Annotated in this window: 16 protein-coding genes; 6 read left to right on the top strand and 10 right to left on the bottom strand. The window is 50.7% G+C overall.

The window, feature by feature from the left end:
* Window positions 1-67: 67 nt before the first annotated feature.
* Together IEY24_RS03260 and IEY24_RS03255 are read right to left on the bottom strand one after the other, a co-directional pair.
* Entirely contained in the window at window positions 68-1,405 is a 1,338-nt protein-coding gene (locus IEY24_RS03260) for a sigma-54-dependent transcriptional regulator (RefSeq protein WP_188928602.1), read from the bottom strand.
* Between the two features lie 29 nt (window positions 1,406-1,434).
* Entirely contained in the window at window positions 1,435-1,860 is a 426-nt protein-coding gene (locus IEY24_RS03255) for a response regulator (RefSeq protein ID WP_188928600.1), read from the bottom strand.
* A 187-nt stretch (window positions 1,861-2,047) separates the two neighbouring features.
* Here IEY24_RS03255 and IEY24_RS03250 point away from each other — a divergent pair, with 187 nt between their 5' ends.
* A complete protein-coding gene (locus IEY24_RS03250) occupies window positions 2,048-2,671 on the top strand; it encodes a YceI family protein (protein ID WP_229221274.1) in 624 nt (207 codons plus the stop codon).
* Window positions 2,672-2,729: 58 nt separating this feature from the next.
* On the opposite strand, the gene IEY24_RS03245 is transcribed toward IEY24_RS03250, so the two are convergent.
* From IEY24_RS03245 to IEY24_RS03220, 6 genes are all read right to left on the bottom strand, one after another.
* Window positions 2,730-3,494 carry an SDR family NAD(P)-dependent oxidoreductase gene (locus IEY24_RS03245; protein ID WP_188928595.1) on the bottom strand — a complete coding sequence of 255 codons (765 nt, stop codon included), beginning with the start codon at window positions 3,492-3,494 and terminating at the stop codon, window positions 2,730-2,732.
* A 92-nt stretch (window positions 3,495-3,586) separates the two neighbouring features.
* On the bottom strand, window positions 3,587-4,495 hold the full coding sequence (locus tag IEY24_RS03240; protein WP_188928593.1) for a helix-turn-helix domain-containing protein: 909 nt from the start codon (window positions 4,493-4,495) through the stop codon (window positions 3,587-3,589).
* Between the two features lie 66 nt (window positions 4,496-4,561).
* Window positions 4,562-4,831, bottom strand: a complete 270-nt coding sequence (locus IEY24_RS03235) for a UBP-type zinc finger domain-containing protein (protein WP_188928591.1) — start codon at window positions 4,829-4,831, stop codon at window positions 4,562-4,564.
* Window positions 4,831-6,492, bottom strand: coding sequence for an NAD(P)/FAD-dependent oxidoreductase (locus tag IEY24_RS03230; protein ID WP_188928589.1), 1,662 nt, complete (start codon window positions 6,490-6,492; stop codon window positions 4,831-4,833). The genes IEY24_RS03235 and IEY24_RS03230 overlap by 1 nt, the downstream gene beginning before the upstream one ends.
* 35 nt (window positions 6,493-6,527) lie before the next feature.
* A complete protein-coding gene (locus tag IEY24_RS03225) occupies window positions 6,528-7,928 on the bottom strand; it encodes an ATP-binding protein (protein WP_188928587.1) in 1,401 nt (466 codons plus the stop codon).
* A 96-nt stretch (window positions 7,929-8,024) separates the two neighbouring features.
* On the bottom strand, window positions 8,025-8,399 hold the full coding sequence (locus IEY24_RS03220) for a hypothetical protein (RefSeq protein WP_188928585.1): 375 nt from the start codon (window positions 8,397-8,399) through the stop codon (window positions 8,025-8,027).
* Between the two features lie 117 nt (window positions 8,400-8,516).
* Between IEY24_RS03220 and IEY24_RS03215 the strand changes: the two genes are divergently transcribed.
* From IEY24_RS03215 to IEY24_RS03200, 4 genes are all read left to right on the top strand, one after another.
* Complete coding sequence (locus IEY24_RS03215) at window positions 8,517-9,278, top strand: DUF72 domain-containing protein (protein WP_188928583.1); 762 nt, start codon at window positions 8,517-8,519, stop codon at window positions 9,276-9,278.
* Window positions 9,279-9,410: 132 nt separating this feature from the next.
* A complete protein-coding gene (ligD, locus tag IEY24_RS03210; protein WP_188928580.1) occupies window positions 9,411-12,143 on the top strand; it encodes a DNA ligase D in 2,733 nt (910 codons plus the stop codon).
* A gap of 247 nt (window positions 12,144-12,390) precedes the next feature.
* Window positions 12,391-15,501 carry a SusC/RagA family TonB-linked outer membrane protein gene (locus IEY24_RS03205; protein ID WP_229221272.1) on the top strand — a complete coding sequence of 1,037 codons (3,111 nt, stop codon included), beginning with the start codon at window positions 12,391-12,393 and terminating at the stop codon, window positions 15,499-15,501.
* 18 nt (window positions 15,502-15,519) lie between these two features.
* Window positions 15,520-17,049 carry a RagB/SusD family nutrient uptake outer membrane protein gene (locus IEY24_RS03200; protein ID WP_188928578.1) on the top strand — a complete coding sequence of 510 codons (1,530 nt, stop codon included), beginning with the start codon at window positions 15,520-15,522 and terminating at the stop codon, window positions 17,047-17,049.
* 39 nt (window positions 17,050-17,088) lie between these two features.
* Here the strand turns inward: IEY24_RS03200 and IEY24_RS03195 are convergent, their stop codons facing one another.
* Window positions 17,089-20,016 (bottom strand): triple tyrosine motif-containing protein, encoded by a 2,928-nt coding sequence (locus tag IEY24_RS03195; protein WP_188928576.1) that lies wholly within the window; start codon window positions 20,014-20,016, stop codon window positions 17,089-17,091.
* A gap of 224 nt (window positions 20,017-20,240) precedes the next feature.
* On the opposite strand from IEY24_RS03195, the gene IEY24_RS03190 reads away from it, so the two are divergent.
* Window positions 20,241-21,689, top strand: coding sequence for a glycoside hydrolase family 30 protein (locus IEY24_RS03190; RefSeq protein WP_188928574.1), 1,449 nt, complete (start codon window positions 20,241-20,243; stop codon window positions 21,687-21,689).
* Between the two features lie 85 nt (window positions 21,690-21,774).
* On the opposite strand, the gene IEY24_RS03185 is transcribed toward IEY24_RS03190, so the two are convergent.
* Window positions 21,775-25,320: a VCBS repeat-containing protein gene (locus IEY24_RS03185; protein WP_188928572.1), complete on the bottom strand. Its 3,546-nt coding sequence runs from the start codon at window positions 25,318-25,320 to the stop codon at window positions 21,775-21,777.
* Window positions 25,321-25,324 lie beyond the last annotated feature (4 nt).

The raw sequence follows: 25,324 nt of genomic DNA, 5'->3' as shown, positions 1-25,324 counted from the left end.
ATGCCGGTACTGGTGTGTGGGTTGCTCCGACGCTGTGTTGGCGAGCCCTGTCGGGAGAGCCGCTTTGTTATAGTTTATACTCGTCGATCTTGCGGTAGAGCGTCGCAATACCTATTTCCAGAAGCCTTGCGGCCTCGGCCTTGTTGCCGTTGGTGTAGTTCAGGACTTTTTGCAAATGCAGCTTTTCGGAGCTCGCCAGCGAGAATGCGGACATGTTTTGACCGCCCTCCTGCCGCGGGTGCTGCATTTCGAACGGAAGACTTTCCGTATCCAGCACAGGGCCGTCGGTAAGGATCACGCTGCGTTCGATCACATTTTTAAGCTCGCGGATGTTGCCGTTCCAGGGATTTTTTTTCAATGCATTGATAAAATCCGGTGAAAGCGACGCGATCTTCTTGTTGGTTTTCAATGCAAACTGGGCCGCAAAACTTTCCGCCAGCGCGCCAATGTCGGCCGTGCGTTCGCGCAATGCGGGCAGTGTGATCTGGAATACGGAAAGCCGGTAGAACAAGTCGCTGCGGAACTCGCCTGCCGCTATTTGTTTGGGTAAATCCCGGTGCGTGGCGGCGATCACCCGCACATTTACCCTGGTAGGATGCGTTTCCCCAATTTTGATAAACTCCCCGGATTCGAGCACGCGTAATAGCTTCGCCTGCAACTCCGGCGCGAGTTCTCCTATTTCGTCAAGGAAAATAGTACCGTTACTGGCTTCTTCGAAAAGTCCTTTTTTGTCACGTACGGCTCCGGTAAATGCACCGGCTTTGTGCCCGAACATCTCGCTTTCGAGCAAATCTTTGCCAAATGCGGAGCAATTGATGGCTACAAACGATTTCTTGGCCCGATTGCTCGCCTGGTGGATCGATTGGGCGAAAACCTCCTTTCCCGTGCCGGTCTCACCCAGTAACAGCACCGTCGTGTCCGTAGGCGCTACGCGGCGAGCGAGGTCGATGCATGCCTGCAAGTTTCTGGACTTACCTATAATCGTGTCAAACGACCGTCTTTCACCGAGTTGTTTTTCCAGGCTAGTCACCCGGCGGTTCAGCTCGGCTTTTTCAATGGCTTTATACAAAAGCGGGATGATCCTGTTGTTATCGTCGCCCTTGGTAATGTAATCGAACGCGCCGTTCTTGATGGCCTGCACGCCATCAGGAATATTGCCGTAGGCGGTAAGCAGGATCACTTCCAGCAACGGATACTTCTCCCTCAATGCTTTCGAAAAATCCACGCCGTTGCCATCGGGCAGTTTCACATCGCAAAGCACCACATCGATATCCGACTGGTCAAGCTTCTTCCAGGCGGTTTTAATGTCACCTGCTTCGATCACTTCAAAGCCTTCCAGCCTGATCACACGGCCCATCAGCCCGCGCAGTTTCTCTTCATCATCGACGATCAGTACTTTCTTCATGCGCAATTGCCGGGGGTTTAAACCCCTGGTTATAGATAATGGTTGGGATGCAGGCAGTATGCCCAGTAATCGTAAATGACCCTGATCCTGGTTTTAAGGTCGCCGAAGCTGTTTTCTTTCTTGAAAAAACCCTGAATGGTCGAGTCGTACGCCGCTTCGATTATCAGGGGGTTGTCGGCCGTGCTCAAAAACACAAACGGAATCGATTTTTTCCGCAGATACTCGTTCTTATCGATCCGCTCGCGGAGTTCCAGGCCGTTCATAATCGGCATATTAATATCGCAAATGATCAGAAAAGGCTGGTCACGCGTGGTTTCGAGGTAAAGCAGCGCTTCAACGCCGTTATTGAAAAACAAAAGCTCGTTGGGTATGTCAAGCTCCTCCATGACGCTCTTGATTAGAAACTGATCATCGGCGTCGTCCTCGATTGAAATAATGGGTCCTTTAATTGACATTGCCCGGGGATTAATAACTGAAATCTGGTCACAAATAACGCAATTATTGGTCCCAATACCAATCCGCGCCGGAATCTCACAAAATCCGCCGCGCGTAGTTTTCGATCCGTCCCGCGTAGGCTCCGGTAGCAGATACGCCATTAGCTTTGTATCGAAATCACAGTCAGCCATGAAAACAATTCAAACCATGAAAAAACAATTTCTAACACTGTTAACACTTGCCACACTATTTACAAGCTGCACCGACCACGACGCGCCGATTAGCACATCCAACTACCACCTTGACGAAACATCCGTAGCGGAATGGAAAGGGTATCTCAAAACAGGATACTTTAATGAAGGCGCGATGGATGTCGAGAGCAACAGCCTTGTGATCGAGAACGGGAAAGTGAAGAGCGGATCGTTCTCCCTCCCGCTCTCGTCGATCGTCAATTTCAACCTGCCTACTGACGAGTTGAAACACCAGCTTGTGCACCACCTGCAAAGCGCCGATTTCTTTAATATGGCGCTTCATCCAAACGTAACCTTCGAAATTATGAGCGTAGCGCCATTTTCGGGCACCGGGCCAGGCGTGGTTTCAGGTGCCAATTTTGAGGTGACAGGTCATTTAACACTGTTAGGAAAGAGCAATCCGGTCACTTTCCCTGCCCGGATCGATTTGAACGGCGATTCGTTCAAATTGGAAGCGATTACCCAGTTCGACCGCACATTGTGGGGTATGAACTATGCCACAGAACCCGGTCTGCCGGACGATGCGTCCATTAAGCCGGGTATCGAGGTGCATTTGAAACTTGCGGGGAAGAAAATGTAGCCGAAGGGAGGTCAAAACACAAAGCGGTTGTATTATCAAATACAACCGCTTCATTATTTCAGAGGAACATCCCGCCCGAAACTTCGATCCGCTGACCGGTAATCCACCGCGCATCATCCGAACACAAGAACGCCACTACGCCGCCAATGTCGTTGGGCTCGCCTACGCGCCCCAGGGCGGTAATGCTGCTGATGAAGTCGGTCAGACCTGGGTGGCTGTCGAACGAGTCGCTATTGAAATCGGTGTAGATCGCCCCCGGCGCCAATGCATTCACGGTAATGTCCCTGCTTCCCAGCTCTTTGGCCATATAGCGTGTTAAAGTATCGATCGCCCCTTTCATGGATGCGTACGCCGCATACCCGGGCGAAGAGAAGCGCGCGAGGCCTGTGGACAGGTTCACGATCCGCCCACCGTCCGCAAGCAGCGGCAAGGCCTTTTGCGAAAGGAAATAAACGCCTTTGAAATGCACATTCATCAGGTCGTCGAAATCCTGCTCACTGGTTTCAGAGAATGCCGAAGGACGGCTGATTCCTGCATTATTTACCAGAATATCAAAAGACGTACGGTTCCATTTATCTTTCAAAATACCTGAAAGTCTGGAAAAGAAGCCGTCGAAAGATTTTACTTCCGCGGTATCCAATTGAAGGGCAGCCGCTTTCTGCCCGAGCGCCTCGATGGCCGCAACCACTTCTCCGGCCTCTTGTTCCTTGCTGCGATAAACAACGATTACATCGTTCCCTTTCTCTGCCAGGCGGAGCGCCATGTTTTTTCCTAAACCGCGGCTGCCGCCGGTAACCAATGCTATTTTACTTGCTGATTCCATCTTTTTTGTTGTTAAAAATTGATGGAACAAAGGTACCAGGCGCTACGTAGCCGGATTTGCGAGCTTCAAATCAAAACTTACGAAATTCAAATCTAAGCCCGAAATGTGCGCGGGCTTAGCGCAGTATGCTTCTTGAAGAGGTTATTGAAATGTGAAGCCTCCTCAAAACCGAGGCTGTATGCGATTTCGGACACATTCCAGTCGGTGTGTTTTAAAAGGATTTTGGATTCCTTGATAATGCGCTCACTAATAAGCTCGGTGGTGGTTTTGCCCGTTATTTCCTTTAATACCTTGTTGAGGTAATTGACGTGGATAGAAAGCTGGTCGGCATAATCCTTGGCCGAACGAAGATTCAGCTTCTGGTGCGGCGGCTCTACCGGGAACTGACGTTCGAGCAACTCAATGAAGAGCGACGAAACGCGCTTGTAAGCGTTGGTTTCTTTAAAAAGCGAGGTCGCCGGCTGCAACTTCTGCCCGAAATGGATCAGCTCGATGACATAATTTCGAAGCAAATCATATTTATAGGCGTAATCCGATTCGATTTCCCGGAACATCTTGCTGAAAATGTACCGGATATCCTCTATTTGCTGGTCATTCAGAAAGAATATCGGGTTGCCGCCCGGCTTAAACACCGGCAGCTCGCGCAGGCGGACGCCGCTATTGTCCTGCGTAAGGAAGTCTTCGGAGAAAATACAGAAAAAGCCCGCCTGGTTCTCGTCCTGCGGCACATAGTGGTAGGGAATCAGGGGCGTAGCAAAAAGCAACGCATTGTGCTCGATATCGATCACCTTATCGGCATATTCGGCCCTGTTCCGCCCGAGGATCAGGCTTATTTTATAATATGCCCGTCTATTGTACGGCATTACCCTGTTCTTCGCAGCCACGCGATACAACTCGTCCGTCCTGAAAATATTAAAATGCCCCACCTCCTTCTGAACCTGCTCGGGAATCAGCATGGAAGTGTCCCTATAAAACTGTTCGATCGTCGCTGATTTCGTCATGTGGTAAAGTTACGAAATTCAAAACAGGGAAGAAAGCATGACATCTCCCCTTTCCTCCCAAACTAACTACTGATATTCAACAAACACTTCATCTGCGTAGCACCACAACCACTTCTCCCCTGGCTCAGCAGACGAGGCTACGGGGTGTCCGGTGTGATGGAAATGCTTAGTCATGTGCTTGGCGGGCGAGCTGTCGCAGCAAAGGGTGGCGCCGCAGGTCTGGCAGGTACGTAAATGCACCCACCACCCGTCTACTTTTTTACATTCTTCGCAAACCAGCTCGCCGGCGACCTTAATCTGCTGAATATCTTCGATATGCTTACAAATCTGAGCCATTACACTTCGCTTAAATATTGGTGAACAAAACTGATGGACATCGATCCCTCGCCCACTGCCGACGTAACGCGGTTCATCGCGCCTGCACGCACGTCACCCGCAGCAAAAATACCCGGCGAGCTCGTTTCAAGCAGATACGGATCCCGATCGGCCTTCCATACTTCTTTGAAATTCTCGTAATTTTTCATTTCACGCCCCGTCTCGATGAAACCCTTCTTATTCTTAATGATTTCAAGGCCTACCCATTCGGTGTAAGGCTTCGCACCAATGAAAATAAACAGCGCGTCAGCCGGAACGATTCGTTCCTCATTAGTATTCAAATCGACCAATTTTAGGTTTTCAAGATGCCCGTCGCCCTGCGCCTCCACAATCTCTGTACAACCCAAAACGGCTATATTGTCCGTGCCTGCGATCTGATCGATCAGATATGACGACATCGACGACGTGAGATCGTTTCGCCTGACCAAAATGTAGACATTGCGGGCAAATTTAGACAGGTACATTGCCGCCTGCCCGGCGGAATTCCCTCCACCAAGCACATACACATCCTTATTGCCGCATGAGCTGGCTTCCGTACTTGCCGCGCCGTAGTAAATACCTTTTCCGGTAAAATCCTCTACACCTTTCGTTTCAAGCTTGCGGTAATCGACGCCCGTCGTAATCACTACCGCCTTAGCATTTATCTCGCTACCATCGCCGAGAACCACCGTTTTATATTTATCCTTTAATTTAATCTCCTTCACGAACTGCGGCGAAAGGAACTCGGTTCCGAAACGCGTCGCCTGCGTGATCGCCCGGCGGGTGAGCTCCGCCCCGCTCAGGCCCGTTGGAAAGCCAAGGTAATTCTCGATCCTCGAACTGGTACCAGCCTGGCCCCCAGGCGCTTTCCGTTCAATTAATAAAGTACTTAAACCTTCCGAAGCCCCATATACCGACGCCGCTAAACCGGCTGGTCCCGCCCCGATGATCACCACATCGTAGATCTGTTGTTTTGTCTTGGGATTCAGGCCTATGCGCCCCGCAATATCAATCAGCGAAGGCGTTTTCAGCAAAGAGCCATCCTCGAAGATTACCACCGGAAAATCCACCGGGCAGAGGCTATTGCTTTTTGAAATCTGCCTGCCGGTCTCATTCGATTCGGCATCGAGCCATAGGTATGGCACCAGATTACCGGCCAGAAAGTCCTTGATCTCGTGCGCTTTGGGCGAGAATTGATAACCTATCACTTTAATACCCTTGAACTCGGGACGGTAATTGCCCTGCCAGTCCCGGAGCAGCTCGTCGATAGCCGGATAAAGCTTTTCTTCCGGCGGGTCCCAGGGTTTCATCAGGTAATAATCGAGCTGCACGTCGTTGATGGCCTTAATAGCCGCCTCGGTATCCGAATAGGCCGTCAGCAGCACCCTCTTGGCAAAAGGAAACATTTTCATGACCTTTTGAAGGAAATCCACACCCTGCATTTCAGGCATACGCTGGTCGGAAATAAACATCGCTACCTCGTCGCCACGATTCTGCAGTTCCAGCAGGCTCTCCATCGCTTCGGCCACGGAAGTTGTGCTCAAAATCTTGTATTTTTCTCGGTAATGGGATTTCAGATCACGGCTAATTGCACGGAGCACCTGCGGATCATCGTCAATCGAAAATATAATGGGCAAAGCCATAGGAGCTTCTATTAAGAGTTGGTTGAGAATTAAAATTAGCCATTAAACGGGAAACAAACCTCAAACTCGGTACGCCCGGGTTGAGAATGCAACGTCACCGTTCCGCGGTGCTGGCGTACAATCCGGTTCACTACATCAAGACCAAGGCCCGTGCCTTTTCCAACCGATTTGGTCGTAAAAAACGGGTCGAAAATCTTGGAACGTATCTCTGCCGGTACGCCGGGGCCATTATCGCAAATCGTTACCTTCACAAAGTCCTTGTCACGGCGTGTGATAACGGTCAGCTCCGGATCAGCCTGATTTTCAAGCGCGTCTACGGCATTGTCGATCAGGTTTGTCCATACCTGGTTCAGCTCGCCCACCATCGCTTTGACAGGCGGCAGCGTCAGATCAAAATCCTCTACCACCTTGATATTACCTTTTTTTAACTTGTAATTCAGCATAATGAGCGTGTTGCGAATACCCACATGAATGTCCACGAACTCACGCTCGCCCCCCCGATCCATATGTGTAAAGGTTTTGACAGAACCTACGAGTTCAGCAATGCGTTTGGACGCCTCCTGGATATCCGCTACCATGCGCTCGGTCGTCAGGCTGTTATTGATCCAGGTCAGCACGGGCGAAAGATCGTCGTGATTGATCTTCCCTTTCAGGTCTTCCAGGTCATCCTCCCCTACTCCGAACTCCACCAGGTTATCGGCGATATCTTCGCAGCCGTCGATATTGTTCTGATCGAGCCAGTCGAGTATTTCATCCTCTTTTTCGGAGCGCTTCATCATCGACAACACCGGGCGCGCAGTGTTGTTCAGCAGGCTTACCATTTTATCATTGAGTAGATCGATCTCCTGGTGCGACAAATGGATCGAAAGCAGCGATTTGAACGAATCGGGCTGCATCAGCAAATGCTCCTTCAACGAAGCCGAACTCCGCACGATAGCCGCTGCGGGGTTGTTTAGCTCATGCGCCAGCCCTGCCGACAGCTTTCCAAGGGCCATCATCTTCTCATTCTGCTGTTCGAGCTCGGTAAACTCCCGCACGCGTGACGTCATCACGATTACCAGCGCCTGTGTAAGTTCATAGTGCGACGTCACTAGCTCCCGCAACAACTCTTTGGGAAAGGTCATCAACTGAGCGGTTTCCAGGCAAACCCCGTAAGCAATGGCCATTTTTCCCCGCGAAAACGGCAGAATGCCTGTCACGGTACCTGGCAGCAGTTCGGCGATGATCTGTTTGGTATTGTTTTGAAGCCGGTACAGCTCTATCCGGCCCGAAAAAATGACGTGCGTGCCCACCAGCGGCTCTCCCGGCCTGATCATCATATCGCCCTCCTGCAATTCATAATGCTGGCTGCGATCGATCATCCATTCCAGCTGGCTTTCAGGGACATCCTTGAAAACCTCGATGGCGAGCAAATCCTGAACACTGATATCCTTCATGAGCGAACGCGGTAAAGTGTGAGTTAACGGGCCAATTTCGAAATAAACGCGGACTTTTTCGCGCGAACCTTCCGAATGCACAACGAAATCCCTCCTTTATACGATTCCGCCTGTCACCACCCGCGTGTAAATTTTGTACTCCGGCAGCGCACCGGTGAGCTCCGCCAGGCTTACCTCTACCCAATCGCGGTTGTGCGGATGCACGAATGCACCGTTGCAGGCAGGGAATAACTTCCGCAAGCGGTCGAATGACTCCGCTTCGAGATTGATCTCCTCATGCCCCAGCTCCGACGACAGATAATGCCCTGTACACAGGCCGAGCGAGGTTTCAAATTCGATTTTTACCATGCTGCCTACAATCTCATACTGCATCGTGTCGAGCACTACCTCTTCACGAAGGTCCTCGGCTGTGCCCAGCGTTTCTTCCTGGTCGCCAAGGATATCGATCCCTGGAATATCGCTAACTGCCATTGGTTTCTGTTTTGATTGGGTATCTAAAATTCAAAAACCATTCCCGTTATCATACGGGCGCCACTGTTTATTCTTCGGTACGATTATTGCTCTTTATCGCTCCACAACGAACTGATAATGAAAGTGGAGCAAAAGATACACATCGGCACATCCGGGTGGAGTTACAAACACTGGAAAGGCATTTTCTATCCCGGGAATGTAAAACCTGCGGAATACCTTTCGTTTTATGCCCGACATTTCCCCGTTTCAGAAATCAACAATAGCTTTTATAAGTTGCCAACGAAGGAAATAGTGGCGAAATGGACCGATATGGTGCCGGCAGATTTTGTCTTTTGCCCCAAAATGAGCCGGTATCTCAGCCATTTGAAGAAGCTACGTGACGCGCAGGAACCATTGGAGCGGTTTTTCAATATTTTTAGTCCGTTTAAAGAGCATCTCGGCCCGATCCTCATTCAACTGCCCGCAAACTCCCGGTTTCATACGGAAGTGGCCGAGATGTTTTATGAAGAGACGGACCGGTACGAAGGTTTCCGCTTTGCACTCGAAGTGCGGCATCCGTCTTGGTTTTCCGAAGAAAGTATTAGTTTAATGAAGAAACACGGCATTACTCTTGTTTTCTCACAAGCCGACCAGTTCCCTTACCACGAAGAAATCACCGCCAGGGATATTTACCTGCGCTTCCACGGCCCGGAGTCGTTATACAGCTCATCCTATTCCGACGATGTCCTGGAAGATTACGCCGAAAAGTTTGCCGCCTGGGCTGACAACGGGCATGAAGTCTGGGCATTCTTTAATAACGACGTCGGCGGGCACGCCCTGGCTAACGCCAAAAAATTGCAAGGACTGATAGATGCGAAAATCCACGAAATGGCGACTTGAAATGTAATGAATGACCGAATGAATGAATAGTTACGCGGATCTGCTGCGGCCTTGCTCACCCATCCCCGTTCCACGGCAGCTCATTCGGTCATTCAATCATTCACTCATTTACTCACTCACACTTTCAAAATCATGAGCCTTACCAAATACAACGAGAAACGCACCTTCGACAAAACTCCGGAGCCCAAAGGCGGCAAAGCGGACAATAGCGAGCTTATTTTCGTAATCCAGAAACATGATGCGTCCCGTCTGCATTACGATTTCAGACTGGAAATGGGCGGCGTGCTCAAAAGCTGGGCGGTGCCCAAAGGACCTTCTACCGATCCGTCGGTGAAACGGCTGGCGATGATGGTCGAAGATCATCCATATGACTACAAGGATTTTGAAGGCATTATTCCAGAAGGTAATTATGGCGCCGGAACAGTAATGGTCTGGGATTTTGGCACTTATGAGCCGTTGGAAGAAGTAGATGGCAAGCTGAGAGCAGTCGAAGGCAAAAAAGCCAGGGAGAAACTTGCGCTTAAAGAACTGCATTCAGGCTCTCTGAAGGTGCGGCTCAATGGCAAGAAGGTTAAGGGAGAATATGCATTGGTGAAAACCAAAGGCATGGAAGAAAACGCGTGGCTTCTCATTAAGCACCGCGATAAATTCGCCTCCGAAGATGATATTACCCAAAAGGACCGGTCGGCCGTGACGCGAAGGACCTTGCAGGGTATTGAAAAGGATGGCGATGCCGTTTGGGAAAGCAATCACGAAGAGAAGAAATCTGCCGAGACAAAAGGTTCAGCCAAGTCCAAAGCGCCCAAAACCGAGGCCAAAGATCCGGCAGAAGAAGCCGCGGCAGAAAAAAAAAGCCCGGACTTCGACGTAGCGGCGATTCTGAAAAAGGGAAAAAAGCAAAGCTTCCCCGATGACCTGCAACCGATGCTCGCTACACTGGTCGACGGGCCGTTTGATGATCCAGGCTGGGAATATGAGGTGAAATGGGACGGTTACCGCGCCTTGGCTTACCTCAATCAAGGACAGGCCAACTTGCGGTCGCGGAACAAAAAATCCTTTAACGACAAGTTTTACCCCATTTACCAGCAATTGCAGGATTGGAAAATCAATGGCGTGATAGACGGAGAAATTGTCGTGATCAACGAGAAAGGATTATCGGATTTCAATGCATTACAAAACTGGCGGAGCGAGGCCGATGGCGAACTGGTCTACTATGCATTCGATATTCTCTGGCTGGAAGGCAAGAGCCTCATTCATTTGCCGTTAACGGAACGGAAAGCCATTTTGCAAAGCATTGTGGACGAAAATAGCCCGGTACAACTTGGTTACAGCGTGTCGTCAGAGGGTAACGCATTTTTCGAGGCAGCCCAAAAAATGGGCCTGGAAGGCGTTATTGCTAAAAAATCAGACAGCGAATACTACCCTGGCATCCGCACGCGCGACTGGCTGAAAATCAAGATCAACAAGCGGCAGGAGGTCATTATCGCAGGCTATACACTCAACGAAGGCTCCTCCAAGCTTTTCAGCGCCTTGCTGCTAGCGGCTTACGAACACGGCGAGCTGCATTATGTGGGTAAGGTCGGTACCGGGTTCAAAGAGAAGCAGCAAAAGGAGATGATGGCGCTTTTTAAGCCGTTGGTTACCAAGAAGAGCCCGTTTAAAGAAACGCCCGACTATAACAAACCCTCGCGTTTTCGCCCAAACCCGCCGCACGCGAATGCGACCTGGCTTAAACCTGAATTGGTTTGCGAGATCAGCTTTGCCGAAATCACAGCCGACGGAGTGTTCAGGCATCCGTCATTCGAGGGAATGCGGGAGGACAAGTCGGCGAAAGACGTGGTGCGGGAAGTAGAAAAATCAACCGATGAAGTTGTCGACGAAGCAGATCACGACACGGAGAAAATTATTAAAAAACCCGCCAAAGCGAAAAGAAAGACACTATTAAACCCGAAAGAAGAAACCCAGGTACGGAAAATTAATGGGCATGAGGTCAAATTTTCAAATTTGAAGAAACTCTACTGGCCCGATGATAAGATTCACAAAAGTGAGCTGATCAACTATTACTACCAGGTCGCACCATTCATTTTGCCCTATCTCGAAAACCGGCCGCTTTCGCTCAACCGTTTTCCCAACGGCATCCAGGGTAAAAGCTTTTACCAGAAAGACTTTACCGGAAAGGTACCCGACTGGATCAAAACCACACCTTACATATCCGAAGGCGAGAACAAGAACTTCATGCTCTGCAACGATGAAGCAACGCTGCTTTACATGGCTAACCTCGGCGCCATAGACGTAAATCCCTGGAACAGCCGCATCGAAACCCCCGACAATCCCGATTGGTGCCTGCTCGACCTCGACCCGGACGCGACCAACACCTTCGAACAGGTGATCGAAACCGCGCAGGCAATCAAAGGCTTGCTGGATTCTTTAAATGTTCCCTCCTACTGCAAAACTTCCGGCTCCACGGGTCTGCATATTTACATTCCACTCGGTGCCCGATACAGCTACGATCAATGCCAGCTCTTCGCCGAATGGGTGGCCGGGCAGATACAGCACCAACTCCCGGATTTCACCAGCGTGGAGCGACTCACAAAAAACCGCAAAGGCAAGCTCTACATCGACTACCTGCAAAACAGGCCCAAAGCGACGCTCGCCGCTCCCTACTCGGTCCGCCCGAAACCCGGCGCGACTGTTTCGATGCCCCTGCATTGGGATGAGGTGAAGAAAGGACTTCAACTGAAAGACTTTACAATTTACAATGCGATAGAGCGGATCCAGCTTGAAGGCGACCTCTTTAAACCTGTTTTGGGCGAGGGAATCGACCTGGAAGAAGTGATTGGAAGAATGGATGGCGCCACTGGCTAAATCAAAATCCTCCTACTTCTTGCTAATAAATAACCAGCCAGACCCTCATTGTAGTAGTAATGTAGGGGTGATTTTTCCGTGAATACATTTGACTTGTGCAATATGAGGTAGTAATGTAGTAATGCATTGCTACCCCGCTGCCTCTTTGCGCCTATACCTTTGTCGGCAGTACGCGAGTATTACTTTTTCAATAATTAATTGGGCAAAGTTCATTTGCCAGATCTACTAAATTTTAATACTAATATTTATGAGCAAAAAATTTGTACTATTATGTAGTGTGCTGATGCTATATGGCCTTGTACAGACCGCCGTTGCCCAAAGCCGGGTCGTCAAGGGCAAGGTCTCGGTCAAAACGAAGGGGGAAGAGCTGGTAGGCGCTACGGTGGTAGTAGAAGGCACCAACTATGCGACGATCACCGATGCAACCGGTAATTACTCGATCGAGGTGCAGCCCAACTCCGTCCTTGTAGCGAGTTTCATCGGAATGATCACCCGGAAAGTCACCGTGGGCAACCAATCGGAAATCAATTTCGAACTCGAAGAATCGATCGATAATCTTAACGAAGTCGTGGTAGTGGGTTACGGCGCGCAGAAGAAAAGCGTGGTAACCGGTGCTATTTCGAGCGTAAAAGCTTCCGACTTACAATCAATGCCGATTAACCGACTGGAAGAAGCGTTGCAAGGCCGGACATCCGGCCTTACAATCGCTTCGAACTCCGGACAACCCGGCTCGGCCGCGACCGTGCGCGTGCGGGGCATCACAACGCTCAACAACAACGATCCTCTGTATGTGGTGGATGGGGTTGTAGTCGACAATGGCGGGATTGGTTATTTGAACCAGTCCGACATTGAGTCGATCGAAGTATTGAAAGATGCTGCTTCCCAGGCTATTTACGGTGCACGGGCTGCTGCCGGTGTAATTTTGGTTACCACTAAAAAAGGGAAAGCAGGCGGCATTCGCGTGAATTACAATGGCTTCATCGGTGTACAGGGCCCGGCCCGGAAACTTGACCTGCTGGACGCGACCCAATATGCCACAATCCGCAACGAAGCGGCTGTCAATGCCGGTCAGACGGCGCCATATGCTAATCCGGCGTCCTTCGGCAAGGGCACCGACTGGCAATCTCTGATCTTCAACAACAGTGCCAAACGCCAGAACCATGAACTGAGCGTCAGTGGCGGATCGGAGAAATCAACCTTCTATCTTTCATTGGGTTACCTCAACCAGGAAGGAATTGTTGCGACCGATATTTCCAAATACAATAGAACGAGCATTCGTCTCAACTCGGAGCATAAACTGGCAAAATGGCTCACATTCGGCCAGAATCTGGGTTACGCACATGATAAATCGGTGGGATTGGGCAATACCAACAGTGAATTCGGTGGCCCGCTGAGCTCTGCCATTAACCTTGACCCTATCACACCGGCTGTGATCACCGATCCGGCGGTAGCTAATGCGGCTCCTTATACCAACAAGGGCATCCGCCGCGATGCGATTGGCAATCCATACGGTATTTCTCAGGCCGTCGGCCAGGAGATGAGCAATCCGCTCGCGTATATACAAACCCGTTTGGGAAATTACAGCTGGTCGGATAATATCGTAGGCAACGCTTACCTGATGGCCGAGCCGGTTAAGGGCCTTCAATTGAAATCGACCCTGGGCAGCAAGCTGGCGTTTTGGGGCAACGAGAGCTTCAACCCAGTTTCGTGGCTCAATGCAGCTTCGGTGACCTCGCAGACGAGCTTCAACCGCACCAACAACCGTCGTTTGGACTACAACCTGGAAAACACGATCTCCTACACCCGCCCGTTCGGCCTGCATAATGTAAATGTGTTACTTGGGCAAGGCGCTTACCTGGACAACAACACCCGCATGACCAGCGTCACGTTTTTCAACGTGCCGGCCGATAACTTCGACGACGCCTCCCTGAACTTTAAAGTACCCGCCGACCAGCGTAATTCCGACGGTTCCGAAGGCGCGAAACACACGGTAAGCTCGCTTTTCGCCCGCGTGAACTATGATTATGACGAGAAATACCTCTTACAGGCCCTGGTACGCCGCGATGGCTCTTCGCGCTTTGGCTCGAACCATAAGTACGGTGTGTTCCCGTCATTTTCGCTGGGCTGGGTGCTCTCGCGCGAGGCTTTCTTCCCGACCAACAATGCGGTCAACTTCCTGAAATTCCGTGGAGGCTACGGCGTGGTGGGTAACGACGGTATCGGCGATTTCGCTTACCTGTCCACCATTGGCAGTGGACGTAACTATACCATTGGTACCTCCGGCAGCTACATTATCGGTTACAGTCCCAATGCACCTGCCAACCCGGATTTGAAATGGGAACAGACCAGCCAGACCAACATCGGTTTCGACGCGACGATCTTCAATAATGTGAGTGTGACCTTTGAATGGTTTAAGAAAGCCACCAAGGATATTTTGCAAAATCCGCGCATTCCGGGCTACGTTGGCGCTATCTCAAACCCGGCAGCCAACATTGCCGACATGGAAAATACGGGTGTAGAATTGGAGCTGGGTTTCCGCAAGCGCCTTGGAGAGGTTGATTTCTCCGTCAACGGAAACGTTTCTTATATCAAGAACCAAGTAACAAACCTAGGTAATGGTGTGCAGTATTTGTCGGGCGGCGCAAGCTTTCAGGGAGCGCCCCCGATTACGCGCACCCAGGTTGGACAGCCGATCGGTTCTTTCTTTGGTTATGTAAATCAGGGCATTTTCCAGACGCAGGAAGAAGTGGATGCACACGTTTCTGCAGAAGGAAAGAAAATCCAGCCCAATGCCAAGCCAGGCGATTTCAAATGGCAGGACTTGAACGGCGACGGTACGATTACTGAAACCGACCGCACATTCATCGGCAATCCTACGCCGAAATGGAATTATGGCTTGACTTTGAATGCTGCCTACAAGGGCTTCGACATTGTGGTATTCGGGCAAGGCGTCGCCGGTAACCAGATTTTCCAGGGCCTGCGCCGCCTGGATATCGCCAATGCGAACTGGCAAACCGACGCCCTCGACCGCTGGACAGGCCCGGGTACTTCCACCACTTTTCCCCGCATCGTGAACGGTGACCCGAACAAGAATTTCCAGAACCCGTCAAGTTTCTACCTGGAAAAAGGCGACTTCTTCCGACTGAAGACGCTGCAAATTGGCTACTCGCTGCCGCCAGCGCTGATCAGCAAGGTAGCGATGAAAAAGGCACGTGTGTATATAATGAGCCAGAACCTGTTTACCCTCACCAAATACACCGGCTATGACCCGGAGATCGGCGGAAGTGTACTGAGCATCGACAAGGGCATTTATCCCCAGGCGCGCTCCTTCATGGTAGGTTTGAACATTGGTTTTTAATTGATTAATACGAATAAGATGAAATTGAGATATAACAAATTCGTGACTGCCCTGGCATTTACCGCCGGTTTGCAGCTCATGTCCTGCTCGGACAGCTTCCTCGACGTGAAACCCAAGGGGCTGAACCTCGAGGCGAACTATTACCGCAATCAGGAAGAGGCATTCAATGGCCTTGTGGCAGCGTATGATGTGGTTGGCTGGCAGGGTAACGGCTACGTTTCCACCATCGCTACGATGAATGCGGCTTCCGATGACCATTTCGCAGGCGGCGGCGGCCCGAGCGACATCATGGATTTCCAGGTCATTTCCAACTATACCCTAAACCCAACCACCGGACCACAGGGAGAACTTTGGAGAAAAGGCTTCTCGGGCGTTTTCCGCGCGAATGCCATTCTCGAAAAACTCCCTGGGGTGCCGATGGATGAAACGCTCAAAAAGCGCTACACAGCCGAAGCGAAGTTCCTGCGCGGGTATTTCTATTTTGAGCTGGTGAGGCTGTTCAAAAACGTTCCGCTATTTACGCGCACCATTTCCACGCAGGAGATGTACGAGGTGCTGCAAGCAGCGCCGGCGGAAGTTTACGCGCAGATCGAGAAAGATTTATCGGAGTCAGTCGCTGATCTTCCGGTAACTATCAATGTAGCCACGGAAGCTGGCCGTGCAGGACAAGGAGCGGCGCATGCTATTTTGGGTAAAATGTATTTGTATCAAAACAAATTCGCCCAGGCAGCGCAGGAACTGGCAAAAGTGAATGGAACACCGGGCGGTAATAACACCTATGGCTACAAGCTGCTAGACAATTTCGGCGACCTTTTCAAGACGAAGAACAAGTTCAACAGCGAATCTATTTTTGAACTTTCCTATACCAACACTTCTGCCGGAGGATGGAGCTGCGTATCCTGTACCGAGGGGAATGTGATGAACATCATCACCGGCCCGCGTGGCTATAATCGCAAGTCGGACGCCGCGCCCGACTATGTTTCGGGATGGAGCTTCCTGCCGGTTACGCCCTCGCTGTTCGAAGCGATTCACTTCGATCCGCGTTACAAAGCGACCATAGCTAACCTCGATAGCCTCGAAAAGGCAGGGGCGGTGGCCTATGAGAAAGGTTATATGAACACGGGCTATTTCCTGGAAAAATTCGCAGGTCGCCAGTCCGACCGCTGGACAGGCGCCGGTGCACCTGAGCTGAACTTCCCGCAAAACATGTACGATACGCGCCTGGCCGACACTTATTTGCTGGAAGCCGAAGCCCTCGTACGCGGGTCGGGCGACCTCACCCGCGCAGCAGCGCTCCTGAACGCGGTGCGCGCCCGCGTAGGTCTGAAGCCGGTGGCAGCGACATTTGAAAACATCAAAAAAGAGCGCCGTCTTGAACTCGCAGGCGAAGGCCACCGCTGGATGGACCTCGTACGCTGGGGCGATGCGGCTGCCGTGCTCGGACCGAAAGGGTTCGTAGCGGGCAAGCATGAAATTCTTCCTATTCCTTTGCTGGAACTGGAAAACACGAAAATCGAGCAGAGTAAAGAATGGGGCGGGACGAGGTAGCTGTTCCGTACCCAGATCAGAAAGGCTTGGAGCTTTGCTCTAAGCCTTTTCTTTTGACTCGTCCACATGAAACCCGAGGAAAAAATTGAACATATTCACCTCAGTGGGGAGCTGCAACTTCTTGCGCAGCCGGTAGCGACTCACCTCCACGCCCCTGAGCGAAATGTTCATAAGCTGCGCTATTTCCTTACTCGACAGGTTCATGCGTAAATAGGCACTCATTTTCAACTCATTGGCTGTAAGGTTGGGGTACTTTTCCTTCAATACGATCAGGAAATTACTGTGCACACTATCGAAATGCTTGGAGAATTGGCCCCAGTCTTTATCGACTTTATTCTCATCGCCCACGACCTTGATCATCTTTTTGAGATCATCGTTAATCTTGTCATCTTCTGCACTTTTGGTGATTTTGACCAGGTCCGTTTTGAGCTTGGAAAGTAATTCAGCTTTTTGTACCAAATGCATGGCTGAGGTTGCCAGGTCAGTGTTTTTGTGCAAGATTTCGGCTTCCAGCTTCTCGTTTTTAAGTTTGATGATCTCCTTTTCGCTCTTTTCAAGTTCAAGCTGATGCAGGTATTGCAGTCTTTTTTGTTCTTCCAAATGTTTTTGCTGCTGCTGCAAAAAACGTTTTTCCTGCCACTTGTAGGATAGCCAGACCAATCCGAGAATCAGCAGTCCATAACCCAGGTATGCCCAGATCGTCTGGTACCATGGCGGGAGGATCATGAATGAATAGCCCGCTATTTCCGATTCGCTACCAAAATTATTACGTGCTTTCACTTTGAAGGTGTAATGGCCTGGTGGCAAATGCGTGTATTCTTTCGAGCTTCGTGCCGACCAACTCGACCAGTTACTATCAAAACCTTCCAGAAAGTAGGCATATTCGATGCTGGATTGCTGGCTGAACAGCGTCGATGAAAACTCAAACCCCACTGAATTCAAGCGGTTTGCAATGCGCGGCACCTGATCGTCGGATTGTTTTTGCAATTCATTGATCTCTCCGAAATACCCGCCGAAAAGCAGCGAATCGGTGCCAAAAGAGCGCATTGCGCTAATCTGCACATTGATATGGCTCTTGTTCTGCTTGTATTTTTTGTAATTGATATGGTAAATGCCCTTTTCGCCGCCAATCAGGATGTTTTCTTCATTTAACGGGTGAATGTATTCAAAGCCCGAGACCATTTTCTGGTTGATTTCAGGAAGGAAAATGATCTTCGGATTACCGCTGCTCATATCCACTACCCCCAGCTCCTTTCCCCGTACAAACCAGACGTTACCTGACTGATCTTCTTTCAGATAGCGCACGCCCGGATTCTTAAATATGGTATTATAATACCCCGATGACAGAAACCGGTCGGCCGCCGCATTGTACTCGTAGATACCTTTTTCGGTGGCTACCAGGATCTTATTTTTAACTTTATATATATAATTGTTATTCAGCGAAAGCGGCAGGCCGTCCTTGTGCGTATACAAACGCGCCCGTGACCTTCCATTATCTGAGATCGTGACCTTGTATACCCCGCGATAAGGATGCGATGTCCAGATCACGTCCTCCTCGCGCACGTCCGCACACAGGAAGCGCGAGGCCACGTCGAATCCCGCAACCGCGCCGGAAGGCCGGAAAGAATGCCCGTCGTATTCCAGGAAATTGACCCCGTTGTAGTTCCCTACTGCGACCTTTTTGACCGGATAGATCCGCGAAAGCGGTAAAAAGCCCCAGAAACCGTTCCGCTTTTCGATGGGCCGAGCCTGGTTACCCTCCACCTCAAAAATGCCCTCGTGGTGCGCCATCAGCAATTTCCCATTAATTTCGGACAACCCCCACACCTGCCCGCGCGAGTGCTCCACAAAACTGAATGTGCCTTTCACATAACTCAGATCATCAAAATGCTCCACTGCCACCGAATACAGGCCGTTGGAAGTACCCAGATACAGGCGGCCTTTGTGAATCACCGATGCGTAGCCCGCTTCATCTTTGGTTACGGCCGGGTACATGGTTTTGATGGCATTGTCGTAAGCGATAAAGTCGATGCCGTTATCGAGTCCCAACCAAAGGTTTTTGTCCTGATCACGGAAAACACTGAGTACGTTGTTGTTCTGCAAACCATCGGCGCGGGCGAAGCGGTGTACGAACTCCCCTTCATTGGTGACGATATAGCATCCTCCAAGGCTCGTTGCCAGGGCGATCAGCTTGTCGTTCACCCGTGTTGCCGCATAGACCCGTTCGCTTTTAACCCGGTCGATGAATGCGGATTGCAGGCGTGTAGCACGCTCACCCGAGAGCCGAAAGATTCCCGCGTCCATCGTAACGAGCAGGGAGGCTTCCTTATCCAACGGCAGCAGGCCTGTTGTAAGGTATTCGGCCGGCAGCTCCCCCGCCGTAATCCAGGGAATCCACCGGCCGTTATCGTAACGCAGCAGGCCGCTCGCCGCGTCCTGCGCCACCGCAATGCCATTGCAAACGCCCATAAAGCGCCAATGCGAACCGCCGTTGAACACACTCACAGCATTGTCTTCATACACGAAAATGCGGTTACTGGCCCTGAAAAAGACGCTGCCGTTCAACACGGCCACATTCCAGATATCGGCAAAACCGCGGTCGCGCTCGTGTACGAGATTGCGCAGGGATACATAATGCAAAACCCCGCGCTGGTCGGGCGTGAAATAGCCGAATTCGTTCTCACCTCCAATGTAAATGCGGTTATCCGCCCCTATTTCCAGCGAGCGGACCTTCGTTTTATTGGGTAATGGATAAGTGCGCCAGTAAATGCCGTCGAAAGTGAGCAGCCCCTCATTGTTGGCAAAATACATCATACCATTCCGGCCCTGGCGGATTGCCCAGTTCTGGGTTCCGGCATGATAGGTTTGCTTGGAATAGTTCACAACCTCGGGCAAACCGATCGTATTCTGGGCACGCAATTGCCGGGCCAACAGGATCAGAAACAGGACAGCGACAATTCGTATCATATTCCAGCATTGCAGTACACCGATGAGAGGATTGACGTATTTCCGAACTACGCCTGGGCATTTATTTAGCAATTTTTGTCGGGTTGTTGTAGTAATGTAGTAGCCCGGTATGCACATTGTTGTGCAGGTTACCCTACATTTGAACTCGCAATATATTACATTATTATCAGTGTATTTCAATAGAAGTTTAGAAAGCAAACTATGAACTCACGAACTCTGAACCCATGAACATTTTATATCCTAAACCTGCCCTGTTGCTGAGTATTTATCTGTTGACCTGCTCGATGGCGTCGGCCCAGTCGAAGAAAGTCACCGCGGATTTCTGGCTCACCAATTCGGATAAGTCCGTCCTTTTTCAGAGGCAGCCCAAATTGACTTTTTGGAAAACGTCGAAAGTAGCGCCCCCCGTAGAGCCGCCAGTTATCCATGTTAATACCAAAAGAAGGTATCAGGAAATCGACGGGTTCGGTTTTACGCTCACCGGCGGCAGCGCCTCACACCTGATGGGGATGAGCAAACCTGCCCGCACCGCTTTGCTGAAAGAGCTTTTTTCAACGGCAGGCAATGGAATTGGCATGGCTTACCTGCGCGTAAGCATAGGCGCCTCCGATCTTAATGAAAAAGTATTTTCCTATGACGATATTCCACAAGGCCAGACCGACCCCGAAATGCAGCACTTCGACCTCGGTCCCGACCGCAATGATGTGATCCCGATCCTGAAAGAGATTCTTGCCATCAATCCCAAACTGAAAATCCTGGGCTCGCCCTGGTCCCCGCCGGTGTGGATGAAAGACAATGGCGACACCCGCGGCGGAAGTCTGAAACCGCAGTGGTATGATGCTTACGCCAGCTATTTCGTGCGCTACATTCAGGATATGCAAAAGGAGGGCATCCGCATCGACGCGGTTACGGTTCAGAACGAACCATTGCACCCCGGCAACAACCCGAGTTTGCTGATGCCGGCAAAAGACCAGGCCGTTTTTATCAAAAACCATTTGGGTCCCGCATTTGAAAAGGCTAAAATCGATACCAAAATCATTGTTTACGACCACAATGCCGACAAACCGGAGTACCCGATTTCGGTCCTCGACGACCCGGACGCGAAGAAATATATAGACGGTTCCGCATTTCACTTGTACGGCGGAACAATTGACGCCCTATCGAAAGTCCACGACGCGCATCCCGACAAGAATCTCTATTTCACCGAGCAATGGATGGGCGCACCCGGCAATTTTGCCAAAGATTTCCCCGATCATATCAAAAACCTCACCATCGGCGCGACCCGGAACTGGGCCCGTACCGTGCTGGAATGGAACCTGACGAGCAACCCGCAAAACCGCCCCTTCACCGACCGCGGAGGCTGCGACCGCTGTCTGGGCGGCGTCACCATCGACGGCGATAAGGTCACGCGCAATGCAGCGTATTACGTGGTCGCGCACGCGTCGAAGTTCGTGCGGCCGGGTTCGACACGGATCGCATCCGGTAATAATATCACCGTCGGCAGGGCTGCCGACGTAAAAATTCTCGATGTAGCGTTCATCACGCCTGAGGGAAAAAAGGTTTTAATTGTTTTGAATGATTCGGATGCCGAAAGGAAGTTTACGATTCAGGATGAGGGGAATGTTACGGTGGTTAGTCTGAAAGCTGGTTCTGTCGGGACGTTTGTTTGGTGATGGTTGTCCAGCGCGACGTTCTCACAGGTCGCATTTGTTGTTACATGCCCAAGGGCATTTTTGCGATTAGGTATGGCTAAAACAACTAAAACGCAACTTCCCGCGTGCGTCCGCGAAAATCGATTAATACAACTTTCTTTAATCCTTCACGCAGCAAAGCAATATTCCGGCCCGATTGTGATAAGTAGCCGGAGCCATAACCTAATTCAAATCGCTTCGAACGGCCGTTGGCATAGGTTGCTTGCAGCACCGCATCCTGTGGCATGGGTTTGATATAAACCATTTTATCTCCAAGACCACCAGCGAACGCCAGCAACGGGGCATTATTTTGAGCAGCCAAAACCAACGACCGGCCGTTACCTAACCGCAAATGCGCCATTCCCTTGGCGTCGCCGGGCACAAAAATCCCGCTCTGAGCAGAACTGAGCGGCTTGAACCCGCCTTTGCCGTCACCGGACATTAACAATCCATTCAAACCATCCAAGCGACCACTAATTGATTCCGTTGCATAGCTATTGCCGGAAAGTAAGAGATCCAGGTGACCATCCTGGTTGAAATCTTCGGCTAACAAGCCATAAACCGGGCTCATTTGGGCGGCAGAAGGAAGGAATTTTAATGCAAACTTCCCACTACCCTTGTTTTCGAGCAGGACTGATTGCATGGTTTCGCAAATCAGTTTCCTGGCACCTTCGAGTTCTTCGGGTTTGAAAATGTCAGTGATTTTCGCTTTGGAATAATCGGCGTAATAAATAAATCGTTTTTTGAGAAAATTCATCTGGCTGGTCATTTCGTCGCGCGGGTGCACCGGATAGAGATCCTCTCCGATGTAGCGGGCCATTACCGGGTCCATTGTCCCGCTTTTATCAAAATCCTTGGCGAACAATGTCAGCGGTTTGTCGTTGGAAGGCTTCCCTTCACTATTCAGTCCGACGTTGCCCAACACATAATCGGTATCACCGTCCTCGTCGAAATCTCCGGAAGCAATGCTGTTCCACCAGCCTGTTGTGTTTTTCAAAGTGGTCTGCGCACTCACATTAACCAGCTTTCCCTGCTTATTTTTGTAAAAAACTACGGGCATCCATTCCCCTGCCACGATCAGATCCACCCAGCCATCCTGATCGAAATCAGTCCATAAGGCGGTTGTAACCATACCGATGTTTTTGATTTCAAGACACACCGTTTGCGTTACTTCTACGAACCTGCCGCCTTCATTTCTAAGAACATAACTTTCGCCGGGCATCGGGTAGGCGCCGGGAGCGAGCCGGCCTCCGACGAACAGATCGAGGTCTCCGTCGTGGTCAAAATCGGCGGCGTTTACAGTTGAGCCACTGGCTGCAAGGGACGGTAATGCATTGGTATTCATGCTAAAATTACCTTTTCCGTCATTTGTATAGAGCCTGTCCTGATAATATCTGGAACCCGTCTCAAATTCATTGCTGCCGCTCACGACGTACAAATCCTGGTCACCATCGCCGTCGGCATCGAAAAACAGCGTGCCCATATCTTCCTCATACTTCTGCCCCGCCACCAGGGCTTTTGAATTGAAGCGCTGCTGGTTGTCCTGCACAAAAACGCGGCCCGACTGGTTAAATGCGCCACCGACGTAAAAATCATCCAGTCTATCGCCATTTACGTCCGCGACGGCAATGCCCGGACCATTTTGGGATAACAAATGCGGTAATAACGGCTGTATTTTGAAATCAATATACAAATCATCTTTGTGCTGAAAATCAATGCCGTCGCTGTTTAACGCTACCAATAAAGGTGCATTAACTGCGTCGTTACCAGTCTTGAGATAGTTTGCGGGCGCATTGCCCGACGCCTTTGCGTGATCCAGTTCGAGCATTTGCCCGGCTTTAATACTCTTCAAAACCTGCATCCGTGAATCGGGCCAGATGATCGTCAGGCAATCGATTTGAGCCGCATTACCAAGCCCGAAATGCTCGCGGTTGGGTTCCGTCGTCGATTGGTAACCGCGATAGGGCGAATGCTCGGCATATTGGTTGCCCTTAGCCGTCCAGAGCCAGATTTTGGCGCCGAAACCGTCGCGGTTCAAGGCAGGGCCTTTTAGTTTGACTGTCAGCCAATGCCGGTCCTGTTTACGCTCGGAGTGGTTTTCGTACAAAAATGCCTCGCGATCGATGTTGTTCATCGCCACATCGAGGTCGCCGTCATTGTCAAAGTCGGCGTACACCGCGCCATTGGAAAATGAAGGGATGTCAAAGCCCCATTCGGCGGATTTGTTGGCGAAAGTGAGGTCGTGGTTGTTGGAAAAAAGGTAATTAGGCACGTGGGCTCCTTCTACTTTCTTCAATGCCTCCGCAAGCCTGCGGTTGTCGCCTCCACCCGAGCGCATTTGCATCTCGTATTCGGCCATACGATAAATCACAAAATCCCGGTTGGTAATGTCCTTGGGATAGCCATTGGTGATCATCAGGTCGCGGAAACCGTCGTTGTCATAGTCAGCAAACAATGCGCCCCAGCTCCAATCCGTGGCTTCCACACCCGAGTAACGTCCAATTTCGCTGAAAACCGGGTGATTACCGCCCGGCATATTTCCTTCATTGTGCTGCAATGTGTTCCGCATGAACTGCGGCTCATAACCCATCCGCAATTCCGACAAATGCCGGTCATAATTCATCAGTCCGAACATATTCTTGCGGCGGACCGGGTCCTGAGGCAGCATATCCACGGTGATGAAGTCAATCAAGCCATCATTATCGATATCGGCGGCGTCATTGCCCATTGCGGAATAGCTTTGATGCTTGAAATAGGAAGCTATTTCATTTTTGAAGGTGCCGTTTTGCTGGTTAATATAAAGCAGGTCATTCGAGACATAATCATTTGAAACATAGACATCCGGCCAGCCGTCATTATTCACATCGGTAACCGCAATACCCAGGCCGTAACCTTCTTCCAGGATGCCGGATTCCTTCGAAACATCGGTGAATGTACCGTTTCCATTGTTGCGGAAAACGCGATCGGCATTGGGCGAAGAGCCATCGCTGATCTTTGGCCGGATATTGTTCGGCCCGCGCATATTCATCACGTTCGTAACGAGATAGGCATCCAGGTCGCCGTCGTGGTCGTAATCGAAGAATGCCGCCTGCGTGGTGTTTCCGCTGTAATCCAGTCCGTAGGCCTTCGCTTCTTCTTTGAATGTGTTGTTTTTCTGATTAATGAAGAGCAGGTTCGGCAGCGTGCCAGCCTGTGCGGGGCCTGCCCGGCAAACATAAATGTCGAGAAAGCCGTCGGCATTGATATCCACCATAGCCACACCCCTTGCCCAGCCTTCGGGTATCTGAATGCCCGATTGGGCGGTTATATCCTCAAACTGAATCCGTTGTTCTTTGCTTTTATTGATATACAACTTACTCTCGGTCATGTTTCCGGTAAAAAACAGGTCCGTGAGGCCATCGTTGTTGATGTCGCCGGCCCCTACCCCGCCGCCATTGTAGAAGTACTCATAGGTGAGTATGTTGAGCTGGTCGTCCTCCTGCAACCGGTTATTGAAATCGATGCCCGTTTCATTGGCAGACAGCAGTTCAAACAGCTTTTGATCGTCTTTCTTTGATGTGCATGCTCCGATCAGCGAGGCTATGCAAAGAAACAGGGATAACGGGCGGGTCATCGGC

It is taken from the genome of Dyadobacter endophyticus, assembly GCF_014641595.1.
Taxonomy (GTDB): Bacteria; Bacteroidota; Bacteroidia; order Cytophagales; family Spirosomataceae; genus Dyadobacter; species Dyadobacter endophyticus.
This window is presented reverse-complemented; position numbering and strand designations above follow the sequence as displayed.